Origin of the sequence: Leisingera sp. NJS204, from assembly GCF_004123675.1 — a bacterium.
Classification (GTDB): Bacteria; Pseudomonadota; Alphaproteobacteria; order Rhodobacterales; family Rhodobacteraceae; genus Leisingera.
In genome coordinates, this window is sequence record NZ_CP035417.1 from 587886 (window position 1) to 600789 (window position 12904).

Here is a 12904-nt window from a genome sequence, read left to right on the forward strand (position 1 = left end):
TCAAAACTGTTCTCAACCTATCCTCTCAAGTATCCATGGGTGCGAGTGCCCTCCATTTTTTTCGATACGCGGACGCGGAGATACCGACGCGCTTTCTAAACGCCGACCGGAAACTCGACGGTTCAGAATAGCCGACCTCCGAAGCGATCTCATCTATAGGCGCGGCGGTGGTTTCGAGAAGCTGCTTTGCTTCTTCGACCCGCAGGGTCTGGATGTAATCTACCGGCGCCTGACCGGTCGCCTTCCTAAACCGGCGGTGGAACCCGCGTTGGGTCATGCCGCTGCGTTCTGCCATGGTAGCGACGGGGCTGGGTGTGTCGTAGTGCTGTGCCGCCCAGACCTGCGCCTCAGCAATCAACTGGTCGTCATGCTGGCTCGTAGCGACCAGCGATGCGTAGCAGAGCTGACCGTCCGAATGGGGCTGCAAAAGGAACTCCTTGGCGATTCGCCTCGCCTCGTGCGCGCCTGCGAAACGCGCTATCAGGTAGAGCATCAGATCGCCCCAACACGAGGCGCCGCCCGCCGTCACGACGGAGTGACCTGCACCAGCCGGTGCCAAGACCCGCTCTCGGCGGAGACGGACCTTAGGGTAAAGGCGCGTCAAAGTTTCGGCGTAGTTCCAATGCGTCGTCGCCTCGAGCCCGTTGAGAAGGCCTGCATGGGCCAGAAGCCATGCGCCTGAACAGGTCGAGGTGATCAGAGCACCAGCATCGGCGACCATACGCAACCACTCTGCGGCATCTTCAAAGCTTTCAGGTGGCTGTGCGTGCGGGTCAAGGTTCAATCCCGGTACGATCACGAGCTTCGGTATGTCGCGCGGTTTCGGAAATTGTTCGAGGCAGCCTTGGGGGGTAACCCGGCGACCATTGGTGTCGGTGTATGGGCGCCCGTCGGGTGACAGATGCCGCACCTCAAAAGTACCGGACATCTCACAAGTCCGTCCAGCCGAGTCCAGAACATCGAGAATCGAGAACAAGGTTGAGGACGAACTGCATGTCAAGGTCAGTACGACCGTCTTTATGGGAACTGGGTATTCAAGCAAGAGAGAATTCCGATAATCACCGTTTTCGTCTTTTTCACTTCTATCTCGACTCGCCTGTTAAGTCCATTTCTTTGCCCATGACAACGGCCAGCCAGGCCAATCACTCGTTAGCAAGGATAAATTGATGACCATTCAAAACCAAAGCCCAGCGTTCCACACTGACGTGATCCGTGGCTACCTCGCCGACCCGCGCACCTACCTGACCGATGGAGGTTTCGAAACCTCCATGCTGTTCCTCGAAGGGTTCGACCTACCGGCCTTCGCTGCCTGCGTCCTGCTGGAAGACGACGTCGCCCGTGCGGCGATGGACCGGTACTTCGACCGCTTTCTCTCCATGGCCGAGACGACCGAAACCGGTTTTGTTCTCGACACCAACACCTGGCGCTCCGGAACGCATTGGGCCGACGCGGTCGGGCGTTTGCCCGCGCAGATGCAGGACCTCACCCGCGAGGCCGTCAGGTTTGCCATGGCGATCCGGGATCGGTGGCAAGATCGCGTTTCGCCGATCCTGCTCAATGGCGTGATCGGACCCGCCGGCGACGCCTATGATGGCACGATTTCGCTGGATGCGGCCACCGCCGAGGCAATACACGCGCCGCAGATCGCCTTGCTCGCGGAATGCGGGGTTGATCTGGTTTCCGCGCTGACCTTCGGAAGCATGCCGGAGGCGATCGGGTTCAGCCGTGCGAGTATCAAGGCGGGCGTGCCCGTTGCGATCTCCTACACGGTGGAGACGGACGGATGCTTGCCGGACGGAACACCGCTCGAGCGCGCCGTGCTTGAGACCGATGCCGCAACCGGGGGTGCACCGCTCTACTATATGATCAATTGCGCGCATCCCGAGCACTTTCGCGATGTTCTCAACAACGAAGCCTGGTGCCGCCGCATCCGCGGAGTTCGCGCGAACGCTTCGCGGCTGAGCCACGCGGAACTGGACGAGGCAGAGACCCTGGACGACGGCGACCCCGAAGAATTCGGACTGCTCCACGCTGATCTTGCCCGAAAGCTCCCGGCACTGAAAGTCGTCGGCGGGTGCTGCGGCACGGATCACCGTCACGTCGGCTGCATGGCGGACGCCATGCTTCCTTCGACCGGGGCCTGACTTCCTCCCCGCGTCTCAGCCCGTGGGGAACCGAAATGGATCGGGGGCCGGGCCTAGGCGCTCGGACGGGCGTAGAAACAACCGAGGACCACCTGGCGGAAACCGACTTCGCATCGGTCGAGACGCAAAGGCTACCGCACGATCCCATTCAGGCATACTGCATCGCCCGCCTCTGAGCGGGCTGAAAGAAAGGACAATAGACATGACTGCAATTTCAACGAATGTCGGCGCTGGCCGCCGCTGGCTCTCAAGTGTTGTCGAAGACATCAACGGGTGGATAGCGAATGCCAAGGAGCGGCGGCGCATCCGCCACGAGAAGAGAGCGCTGTCACATCTTCCCAATCACTTGCTCCGCGACATCGGGCTTGAGCAGTATGCGGTTCCGCCCGATCCCATCATCCGTCACCGTTTTGTGTAGTCGGGATTACCGATCTCCAACCCCAACAGCTTGAGGCGCGTTCTTCGCTCTGCGTCTGTGACCTTTGTTGTTCAACTCAACCCAGAAAAGGAAATGCCATGTTTAAATCAACTCTCTCCGCAATTGTCCTGATGGCGACGGCGGCCACCCATGCCTTCGCAGGCGATACGCCGATGTCCTTCGACGTGGCCGAAGACATGAGCCGGTTCGTTTTTGCACCTGCCCCGGTCTTTGATGATGGCATGCCGGCCTATGGCAATGCCTTTGTCACGCAGGGCTACATCTACGAGGACGGCACCCTTGACAGCGGGGTCGAAGGCACACTGCCCGACGGCAGCCCTGCATTTCCCGACAAGGTAATCGGCCGCTGGACCTGTGACGGCTATTTCGTCGGCGACGGGATGCGCACGCAAACTGGTGCGATTGTCATCACCCGGCAGGTCTTTGAATTCCACAACGGGGACATCCTGATCAACCAGGGCGCTGAATTGGTGGACGTCAATGTCACGGCCCCGCGTGTCATCACCGGCGGCACCGGCGCTTTCGCCGGGATGTCGGGCGAGATGACGCAGGTTCTGCTTGGCATGTCCGAGGGTTACGGCGTGCGGCTTCTGATCGACGTCAAACCTGAAGAGCATGCGGCGCTGTCACAAACCGAAACCGACTGACGACAACCGATTGCAATGTGCTTCCGCCGCCAAGATGCGGCGGAAGCACCCAACCGAGGACGCGATCATGAAATCCCCGCTGGCCATCGCCTTGCTTCTGACCTCCTCTATCGATGCACATGCCGCCGATCTGCCCAGCCCGCTGGAGGACATGGATTTTCTATGGAACGGAACGCCCAGCCCGGAGCTTTACGAGCTTGGCCGAAGCCTGTTCTTCGATCCTATTCTGTCCGGCAATCAGAACATCGCCTGCGCGACCTGCCACGATCCGGCGCGCGGAACGGGCGATGGCGTCTCTTTGTCCATCGGAGAAGGCGGCAGCGGCTTTGGCCCCGAACGTGTCACGCAGGATGGCGTGATCGGACGTGTCCCTCGCAATGCGCAACCGCTCTATAACATCGGTGCGCGGGCCTATACGTCCATGTTTCATGACGGGCGACTTGAGCTTGACCACATGAGTGGATTTCCAAGCCACCTTAGAAGCCCGGCCAAGGAGCAATTGCCCGAGGGTCTGGACAACGCCCTGACAGCGCAGGCCATGTTTCCGGTCCTTTCCGCTGTTGAGATGGCAGGCCAGCCCGGCGAAAACCCGGTCGCCGACGCCGTTTCGAAACGAGATTTCAACCGGGCTTGGCGCCTTCTGGCCGACCGGCTGGCTGCGACCCCGGCCTATTCCGACCAGTTTGTTGTGATCTTTGATGATGTCGAGGCGCCACAGGACATCCGGTTCGATCACGCGGCTACGGCAATTGCCGCCTTTGAAACGGTGGCCTTCCGGTCTGACTGGAGCCGGTTCGATGCGCGTCTTGCTGGCTGGCCGTTGAACGCAACCGAGGAAGCCGGGCTTGACCTGTTCTATGGTAAGGCGGGGTGCAGTTCCTGTCACAGCGGCCCCTTACTGACGGATCACGAGTTTCACGCAATTGCGGTTCCACAAATCGGCCCCGGCAAAGATCAAGGGCCAGACGGCAGCTATGCTGCCCATTCCGGCTATCCGCATCGGGTCGAGGATCAGGGCCGTTTCAACGTGACTGGTGAAAATGCCGACCTCTACGCATTCCGCACTCCGTCGCTGAGGAATGTCGCGCTGACAGGGCCGTGGGGACATAACGGCGCCTTTGCCTCGCTTGAGGATATGGTGCGGCACCATCTCGATGCGGTGGCATCGCTGGCGAGCTACACCCCGGCGGAGCTTCAGCCGCTCGATACCGTGATCCAGCCGGTGCGCAGTAGAACCGGCGTCAGCTACCAGGCCCTGAGTCCGATGCAACGCAGTACCTATGACCTGCGAGACATTTGGGTGCACAGTTCGGAACGGCTGCGGAACGAGATCGCCCGCGCCAACACGCTCGCGCCGGTGGATCTGTCCGATGAAGAAGTGTCGAGCATCCTTGCGTTTCTGGAAACGCTCACCGATCCGACGGCGATCGATCGCTCTTACCTTGTGCCGACGGTCCTGCCGTCGGGCCTGCCGCCACAACCCGGTCGTGACGACGCTTGCTTAACAGACATCGTGCCTTGGGTAGGCGCGAAGGCATTGCCCGGGGAAGCTGAAGACCTACCGGAGCCGCGCTGCGACGACCGGGGGGATAAGATCCAGCAATAGCCCAAAACCAAAGCGGCCCTGGCTTGCCAGTGCGGCCCTCCGAAAACTCTCAAGCACATCAATACGAAAGTAACACCATGAAATACCTTATTTTTGCCTACGCGCTCATCAGCTACGCCCTGTTTGGAGTTGTCTTTGTCTGGCTTGCCGCCTTTCTGCACAATGTCGGGGATCTGCGCGGTCCGGCGTCACGTCCCGCAGTGGAGGCCGCCCTCATCAATCTGGCGCTGATCCTGCTATTCGGCGTGGTCCACAGCGTGATGGCGCGACCCGCTTTCAAGAGGGTCTGGACCCGCATCATCCCGCCCGCGTCCGAACGCGCGACCTACGTGCTGCAATCTTCATTACTGCTGGGCTTGATCATTTGGCAGTGGCAGCCAATCCCGGCGATCATCTGGCGGGTTGAAGGGCCGGCGGTCTGGATCTTCTACGGCGCGATGGGGCTTGGCGCGGCAATCATTCTGGTCGCGACCTTTCTGCTGGGTCACTTCGAGTTCGTCGGTCTGTCACAAGCCTGGCACAACCTAAGGGGCACCTCGACGCCGCCCGCGACATTCCGAACCCCGATGCTCTACCGCATCGTGCGCCACCCGCTGCAGTTCGGTCTTCTGATCATGATGGTCGCAACCCCTGTGATGACGTTGGGTCACTTGATCTTTGTTGCTGCGATGGCCGTCTACATCGCCATCGGTCTGCGCTTTGAGGAACGTGCGCTGCTGCGGGAATTCGGCGCGGCTTACGCAGTCTACCAGCGCGACGTGCCCATGTTGATCCCCAATCCATTCCGTCGCTCACGCGGGTCTGTTCACGGTGCCCCGTAATAGCCGGTCGCGATCCCAAACACTTCAACCTTCAACGTCTCAGTCGCCCATTGGCGACCACCGACAGAAAGAATAACTATGGAAACCACCATTCCAAATAACGTCCTGATCGTCGGTGCAGGCCTGTCTGGTCAGGCCGCTGCAGAGGCACTCAGGCGCCGTGGCATTGCGGTCACCATCCTCGAAGCGCACGACCGCGTTGCCGAACCCTGGCGCAGGCGCCATCCCGCATTGCGGCTTAACATCCATCGCCTTTTCGCCCGGCTGCCGGGGATGCGCCCGCCACGCGCCGATGGCGCCTATCTGCGGCGCGATAGCGTTGTCGGATACCTCGAACGCTATGCGCGCCAGATCGGGGTGCCGATCCGCTTCGGTGTCACCGTGGAGGCGATTGAGCGCGATGCCTGCGCATGGCTGGGTCGCACCTCGGCAGGGGTGTTCGGTGCCGCGCATGTCATTTTCGCCACGGGTCGCGACAGCAATCCGCATGTCCCCGATTGGGCAGGCTTACGTGATTTCGAAGGCGTGGTCTTGCATGCCGCCGACCGCGGCGATGTGAACCGCTTCGATGGCAAGCGGGTCCTCGTGGTGGGTGCGGGCATTTCCGACAGCGATGTGCTGAACCACCTCGCGCGCCATAGGCCAGCGGACGTTATGATTTCCGTCCTTCACGGCCCCGCGATCGTACCCAATCGCGTCTTCGGATTTCCACTGCACCGCGCGGCGCGATTGTTCCAGTCCATGCCGGTACCGTTTGTTGACCGCGCATTCGCCCTGACCCAACGGTTGTTCTTTGGCGATTTTACTCGCCATGGCATGACCGCCCATCCGCTTGGCGGTGGCACCCGTCTGGCGCAGGACGGCACTGCGTTCGCCATCGACGATGGGTTTGTCGCAGCGATCAAGAGCGGCCGTTTCAAGGTCGCTCCGGCCGTCAGTGAATTCCATGGATCTCAAGTCATTTTTGAAGACGGAAGAAGCTTTGAGCCCGACGTCGTGATTTGCGCCACGGGATACCGTACAAATCTCGAACCGCTTGTGGGGCATCTCGGGGTTCTCGACCCCGGAGGTAACCCTGTCCGCCCTGCGGGAGAACTTGACCCGGTACATCCGGGGCTTTGGCTTACCGGCTACTAGCCCCAGTTCACGGGTCACTTTGAGGGTGCCCGGATTGCAGCGCAACGGATCGGCAACGGTATTGCCATTGGTCTGCGACGTCCCGAGCAAAGTTCTTCTTCATTAGCCCAACGCAACGTCGTGCCTGAGGCTGCCGAAAGCTAACGGCGCAGCGGTTTCCCGCCACTCCCGGTACGGTTTGTGGGGCCATACATAGGATAAATCCATGACTTCGTTTGATATCACGCGCCCATCGAGCGACCCTTTGAAGCGCGCGGGTCGCCATGTGAGCAAAGCGGAAGCCGCAGCAATCGTACGTCTTGCCGCGCCGCTGACCGGCCTCGCTCTTGTCAACATGGCGATGAGTGTGACCGACACAATGATGACGGCCGCCTTCGGGATGGAGGCCCTTGCGGCGGTCGCCGTTGCGAGCGATTTCTATTCGATCTTCTTCTATCTAGCTATCGGCTGCATCGGCGGTCTTGGACCTCTTTATGCGGCCGCCCACGCAGCGGGCAATACGGGTAGGATGGCGCGGCTCAGGTCGGCAGGTGCTATTGTCTGGGTTGTACTTGCCACTCCGATCAGTGCTCTCTTGTGGCAGACTCCGTTGTTCCTCAGCCTGCTCGGCATAGAACCCGGCCTAGTCGAGGCGGGGACGGGCTACGTCCGTGCGATGGCGTTGACCTTCGTCCCGATGCTGGCCGTCGGCGTCTTGCGCACACGGCTGACCGCCATTGAACGCCCAGGTGTTATGCTGCGGATTACGCTCTGCGCAGTGCCTCTGAACGGTGTCTTCAACTACCTGTTCATGTATGGCGCTCTGGGTCTGCCGGAGCTTGGTGTGACTGGCGCGGGCGTGTCCTCGCTGCTGGTTGGCTTACTGACACTCGCCGCCTTGTCATGGGAAACCTGCCGCGCAGGTGACCGCGGACTGAGTCGGGCGAACCAGGGGGACGTTGCCGAGATACTTCGCATCGGTGTACCCATCGGGATCGCCACGCTGGCGGAAGTCGGCATCTATCTGGGTGCCACGATCTATGCCGCTTCGCTTTCCGTGACAGACGCGGCCGCACATTCCGTGGCGATCCGTCTGGCGGGCATCGGCTACACCTTTTACTTCGGTCTGCAACAGGCGGCGATGACCCGGCTTGCGCGGGTCGATCCGCTTACAGATCGGGCGAACGAAGTGAAGAATACGGCGATGCTGCTTGGCGTTGCGATCGGCGTATCGCTTTGCCTGACCCTTCTGGCGGTGGCGTCACCGGTTGCGAGTTATATGCTGCAGAGCTCGACGCCTGCTGCAGTCAGTGTCGCAATCGCGGTCATCGGAGCGCTCGCCATGGCGGAGCTCTTTGGTCCGGCGGGAGCGGGAGCCGCTGGATTGCTGCGCGCAAGGAAAGTAACGCGTCCGGTTATGGTTTACTCTCTGATCGGAAACTGGGGGGTTGCGGCTCCCTTGATAGGTATCTCAACGATTGTGTTCGACATGGGTGCGATCGGCATCTGGATATCGATGGCCACCGGAACGATTGTGTATTCTGGAATGTGCGTTTGGGCGCTTCGATACTTGCCAGCGCAGGGAGCAGCCAAATGATACTCTACTTCATGCCCGGTGCCTGCTCTCTGGCGCCCCATATCGCTCTTTGCGAGGCTGGTCTGCCGTACAGCCTGGTCGAAGTCGACTACCGGTCGCAACTGACCAGATGCGGTTGCGAATTCCATCAAATCAATGTCAAGGGTTATGTCCCAGCGCTGGTGCTGGAGAATGGAATACTGTTGACCGAAGTTCCGGTGCTCCTGCAATTCGTAGATGCACAGGCTCCGGATGCGGGGCTTTTGCCCACGTCGGGTATGCATCGATGGCGGGCACTGGAATGGCTGAATTTCATCGCGACGGAGATTCACAAGAGTTTCAGTCCGCTTTTCCGACCGACGACGCCCGAAATCTTCCTGAAGCCGGGCAGAGACCATCTGATCCGGCGCCTGACCGTGATCGAGCAACATCTGAGCGAGCACAGATACCTGTTGGGGCGCGACTTCTCGCTGGCGGACGTCTACCTGTTCACCGTTTGCCGCTGGCTGGCAGATCAGGAGTTGTCCATCTCCGATTGGCCGGCACTGCAACGGCACTTTGATGACATCAAGTATCGGCCGGCTGTGGGGCAGGCCTTGGTCCGAGAGGGGCTGACGGGAACTGCCGTGGCGCCCGACCAGCTCGCGGATGGTGATCGAACCAAGCAAACTTGCCTTACCCGTCACATGCAACATCGATGCGGGAGGCAGACATGATCACTCATTCAGCGGACCCCCAGACTGACCGGAGAGCCATGTATCGGGAAATGCAGCGCTCAATTCCCGGTCTCGACGCAATGTATCGCCTCGTGCCCGCACTAGTCACCAACCATGCCGACGATGCGCTCAGTATCCTGGTCGTCGGGGCTGGGGGTGGTAGGGAGATTGAAGCACTTGGCGATTGCAACGCGGTCGGCCGGATCACCGCGATAGATCCATCGGCGCGGAACCTTGATACGGCGCGGGTCACCGCCGCGTGTTCTGGCGCGTCGTCCGAAGTCAGGTTCATCGTTGGAACCGTCCGTGATCTGCAATCCGGAGAGGCCTTTGATCTCGTCACGTCGCTTTTAGTGATGCACCACCTGCACGACGATGGTGCCAAGCTTGAATATCTAAAGAGCCTTCGGGACAGGCTCGCCCCCGGTGGCCGCTTGATCCACGCCGATGTTTGCTTCGGAGATTTCGAGGACTTCGACCGGCTGATCCCAATTTACCTAGCGTACGCGGATATCGTCGGCGTTTGCTCGGACGCGACACGTCTGGAGCTTTCGGCGATCCCCCAATTGCCGATCATTTCAGGAAGGCGCACCCGCGCGCTCTTTGTTGAAGCGGGTCTGACCGAGCCAGTCGAGGTTTTCCGCAGTCTCTGGTACAGATGCTGGACCAGCAGCCGAGCCCCTCAATGATCAAGTCCGAGTGCCACAATTAGAGGAGACCACACCATGCCCGACCTGCCGGTCTTGTTGACCTATATCGCCGTTCTGACAGGGTTCGTCTTCTTTCCTGGTCCGTCGATCTTACTCACGCTCACCCGGTCATCGACCTCTGGAATACGCGTTGGTGTCGCAACAAGCCTTGGCATCGGACTCGGCGACCTCGTCCATACTTTCATGGCGGTTGTCGGGATCTCTGCGATACTGCTGGCCTCAGCGCAGGCGTTTACGCTGATCAAGCTGCTTGGAGCAGGATACCTGATCAAAATTGGACTGCGCTCACTGTTCGAGGGCCGCCTTCGCAAGACCTCTGAGGCCGCCCCTCCGATATCGGTAAGCCAGGCGTTCCGACAGGCCTGTCTTGCTGAGATCCTGAATCCGAAATCCGCGATGTTCTTTTTGGCCTTCCTGCCGCAATTCGTCGATCCGCGCCACGGAGAGATCTCACTGCAACTCACGATTTTTGGATTGCTCTTCGTGCTCATGGGGCCCTGGCGACGCTGGTAACGGCAGTCGCGGCTGGCCATGTCGGTCAGTTTCTTCGGCATAATCCGGCTGTCCAGCGCTGGCAATCGAAAGTCGTGGGCAGCATCTACTGTGCGCTTGGGATAAGACTGGTGTTTCAGGAGCGCTGACCGGCGGGGATTTTCGTCAGCCAACCAACCCGACCAAAGGTGTTTCAAATGCAACAGATCATTTACGACGTCGCCATCTCGATCGACGGATACATTTCCGGGCCCGGCGGCGATATCTCGCAGTTTGCCCAGGAAGGCGCGGTGGTCGAAGACTATTCAGTCCGCCTCGAAACCTACGCGACCGCGATCATGGGCAGGGCGACATACGAGTTCGGCTATCGCTTCGGCATGCAGCCGGGCCAGAACCCCTATGCGCACATGGAAACGATCGTCCTTTCGAAGTCGCTCGGCTTGCCGGATGGGGCCGAGGTCGCAGTGCAGAAATCCAGCGACGCCTCGGCAATCGACGCTATAAAAACCCGATCTAGCGGGCCGATATACCTCTGTGGCGGAGGTACACTCGCCGGATCGCTTCTTTCCGCGGGACACATCGACGTCCTTCGCCTGAAACGCGCGCCCATCATTCTCGGGGAAGGCGTCCTGTTGTTCGGCGGCACCAGAGCGTCGCCTCGCCTCCAACACACCGAGACACGGGACTATGGCGACGGATACCTGTTTCAGGAATTCCGGGTTTCGCGAAAGGAGTGAGTAGTTGGTCGGGAAGTCCGGAAACAGGAACGAAGTTCACCGCTCCATGAGGCAACTTACAGGTCGCGGGACGGAGCAGACCTTTGCCGCTATTGCGCCAAAGGCTGCTTCTGTTCTTCAAACGACGGGCTTGTTGGCGGGACGCGCTCAGTATGAGAGTTTTTGGAAGCCGTTCGGAGTACTCTCAGGCCGATACGAGTTCCAAAATTGAAACTGGGCGTCGGGAGATTGCCATTCTTGCCAAATAGCGAATTTGCCGTCCGACGCAGATAGCGCTTTCGCCATCAAGCACCCGCGAGCCCTGCGCATGTCCGCAAGCAAGGGCGGCAATTCCACACGGTCGATCCCCTTGGAGAGGCAACTCACAGGGTCAGGCTGTGGCTTTGAAGCCGGGGAAGATTGGCCAAGCTCAGGCAATAGCGCCGCCCCGAGGGCGGCTCCGATTGTCCCAATTGCGTGCCGTCTTGATATGTCTCCTTTGAAGACCCGTGCCATCACATCACCATCCGCTCATAATAGGTTACCTCAGGGGCGCCCTCCATGAAGGCAAGCAACGCGTCCATGACGCCAGCGTTCTGGATGAAATTGAGATAGGCTTGGTGATGCTGTTTGCTGGTCCACTCTTCTTGCAGGAGGAACGCGCGCGTTTCGGGATCGTAGTACAGATTTACCTGAAACGCTCCGTCAAAGCCGCGAACATTTGGTAAATTCTGCTGCAAGAAGGCAGACAGCGCGTCGAACCTTCCGGCCTCGACAGTCATTTCCAAAGTGACCCAGATACTCATCTTCAATCTCCTGATTTGGTTTCCGGGAGAATAGTCTGAATTGGGTGATATTGATGTGAGCTATGCCTCAAAAATCGTCATATCCGGTCAAAACATCACGCGAGTTTCAAACGCATCTGTTTTGGTGTTTCGCCAAAGGCGCGGCGGAAGTCCTTGATGAAATGAGACGTATCAGCATATCCGATTTCGTAAGCGACTTCAGAGATCGAAAGGGTTGAGATCTCGACCAATTCCCGGCCTTTGGCCAATTTAACGTCCCGCAGCCAAGCTCCGGGCGCTATGCCGAAAGCCCGCTTGAAATCTCGCTGAAACGACGAAAGCGACCGCCCCGACAGACGTGCATAGTCCGCGACCGTCAGCCTGCGATCTGCATACCGGCGCATCAACTGCTTAATGTTGCGCCGTCCCTTTGTACGGTCCGTGTTCAATAGAAAGCGCCGAAGCTGGTTCTGATCATCGTGCAGATCCAGCAGCAGAAGAAGTTCGAGCAGTTTTGCTTTTACCAGCGCGTAAGGCGCATCAAGGCCGACATAGACTTGCGGCAATGCCGCGACATAAGCCTTCAGGCAAGGCGTACCGGCAAAAAGCGATGGCATGCATGTGGCGTGTTGTGTGCTGACTGCTGATGTGGCCTTGAGAAAGTCGTCGATGACGGGATCGTCGAAGAAGAATAGCCATGCTTCCAGCGGCCCGTCTGCGTTTGTAAAGTCCGAGATCATATGGTGGTGACGTGGTATCATCAGCATGTCACCCGCGCTGACACACGTCGCGCCCCCATCAAAATCATAGAAAGTCTCTTGCCCGCGGACCACATACGCCAAACACGCCGCGTTGGTGAAGAACTCAACACCGAGCATGTCTTTCCGGATGAATTTACGGAAGATACTTGCCCCCCTTTGGGCAATGACTGGCTGAGCGTCTTCGAAATCAAACAGTCCATTGGGAATCAAAAGCGTGTTGTCCGCACAGTGAGCTGCGATGGTTTGGTTCGCTCGTTGCAACATCCTGAGTGTGCCCATCTTTTTCCTGTCAAAGCTGACTTTAGCTGCCGCGCAGAATATTGGAAAGAAGGGCTCTGGCCGCGATTTCGCTGCACATCACATCAACGACTGTTT

Annotated in this window: 14 protein-coding genes; 11 read left to right on the plus strand and 3 right to left on the minus strand. The window is 59.3% G+C overall.

Annotated features, from left to right (window positions below; translation table 11 throughout):
• Positions 1-25: 25 nt before the first annotated feature.
• Positions 26-928 (minus strand): GlxA family transcriptional regulator, encoded by a 903-nt coding sequence (locus tag ETW24_RS02925; RefSeq protein ID WP_129369669.1) that lies wholly within the window; start codon positions 926-928, stop codon positions 26-28.
• A gap of 238 nt (positions 929-1166) precedes the next feature.
• On the opposite strand from ETW24_RS02925, the gene ETW24_RS02930 reads away from it, so the two are divergent.
• The 11 genes from ETW24_RS02930 (at position 1167) to ETW24_RS02985 (ending at position 11004) form a co-directional block, all read left to right on the plus strand.
• A complete protein-coding gene (locus ETW24_RS02930; protein WP_129369670.1) occupies positions 1167-2144 on the plus strand; it encodes a homocysteine S-methyltransferase family protein in 978 nt (325 codons plus the stop codon).
• Between the two features lie 202 nt (positions 2145-2346).
• On the plus strand, positions 2347-2562 hold the full coding sequence (locus tag ETW24_RS02940) for a DUF1127 domain-containing protein (protein ID WP_129369671.1): 216 nt from the start codon (positions 2347-2349) through the stop codon (positions 2560-2562).
• Positions 2563-2660: 98 nt separating this feature from the next.
• Positions 2661-3230 (plus strand): hypothetical protein, encoded by a 570-nt coding sequence (locus ETW24_RS02945; protein WP_129369672.1) that lies wholly within the window; start codon positions 2661-2663, stop codon positions 3228-3230.
• Positions 3231-3297: 67 nt separating this feature from the next.
• Positions 3298-4836, plus strand: a complete 1539-nt coding sequence (locus tag ETW24_RS02950; protein ID WP_129369673.1) for a cytochrome-c peroxidase — start codon at positions 3298-3300, stop codon at positions 4834-4836.
• A gap of 77 nt (positions 4837-4913) precedes the next feature.
• The gene (locus tag ETW24_RS02955; protein WP_129369674.1) at positions 4914-5657 is read left to right on the plus strand and encodes a methyltransferase family protein; all 744 of its coding nucleotides are present in this window, start codon (positions 4914-4916) and stop codon (positions 5655-5657) included.
• 78 nt (positions 5658-5735) lie between these two features.
• Positions 5736-6794 (plus strand): flavin-containing monooxygenase, encoded by a 1059-nt coding sequence (locus ETW24_RS02960; RefSeq protein ID WP_254695690.1) that lies wholly within the window; start codon positions 5736-5738, stop codon positions 6792-6794.
• Positions 6795-6999: 205 nt separating this feature from the next.
• Positions 7000-8370, plus strand: a complete 1371-nt coding sequence (locus ETW24_RS02965; RefSeq protein WP_129369675.1) for an MATE family efflux transporter — start codon at positions 7000-7002, stop codon at positions 8368-8370.
• A complete protein-coding gene (gene gstA, locus ETW24_RS02970; protein ID WP_129369676.1) occupies positions 8367-9065 on the plus strand; it encodes a glutathione transferase GstA in 699 nt (232 codons plus the stop codon). The genes ETW24_RS02965 and gstA overlap by 4 nt, the downstream gene beginning before the upstream one ends.
• Positions 9062-9754, plus strand: coding sequence for a class I SAM-dependent methyltransferase (locus ETW24_RS02975; RefSeq protein ID WP_129369677.1), 693 nt, complete (start codon positions 9062-9064; stop codon positions 9752-9754). Before gstA ends, ETW24_RS02975 begins: the two co-directional genes overlap by 4 nt.
• A gap of 36 nt (positions 9755-9790) precedes the next feature.
• Complete coding sequence (locus tag ETW24_RS02980; protein WP_254695691.1) at positions 9791-10288, plus strand: LysE family translocator; 498 nt, start codon at positions 9791-9793, stop codon at positions 10286-10288.
• A 176-nt stretch (positions 10289-10464) separates the two neighbouring features.
• Positions 10465-11004, plus strand: a complete 540-nt coding sequence (locus ETW24_RS02985; RefSeq protein WP_129369678.1) for a dihydrofolate reductase family protein — start codon at positions 10465-10467, stop codon at positions 11002-11004.
• A 494-nt stretch (positions 11005-11498) separates the two neighbouring features.
• Here ETW24_RS02985 and ETW24_RS02990 read toward each other — a convergent pair whose 3' ends face one another.
• Both ETW24_RS02990 and ETW24_RS02995 read right to left on the minus strand, forming a co-directional pair.
• On the minus strand, positions 11499-11789 hold the full coding sequence (locus ETW24_RS02990; protein WP_129369679.1) for a putative quinol monooxygenase: 291 nt from the start codon (positions 11787-11789) through the stop codon (positions 11499-11501).
• A 95-nt stretch (positions 11790-11884) separates the two neighbouring features.
• Complete coding sequence (locus tag ETW24_RS02995) at positions 11885-12808, minus strand: helix-turn-helix domain-containing protein (protein ID WP_254695692.1); 924 nt, start codon at positions 12806-12808, stop codon at positions 11885-11887.
• Positions 12809-12904 lie beyond the last annotated feature (96 nt).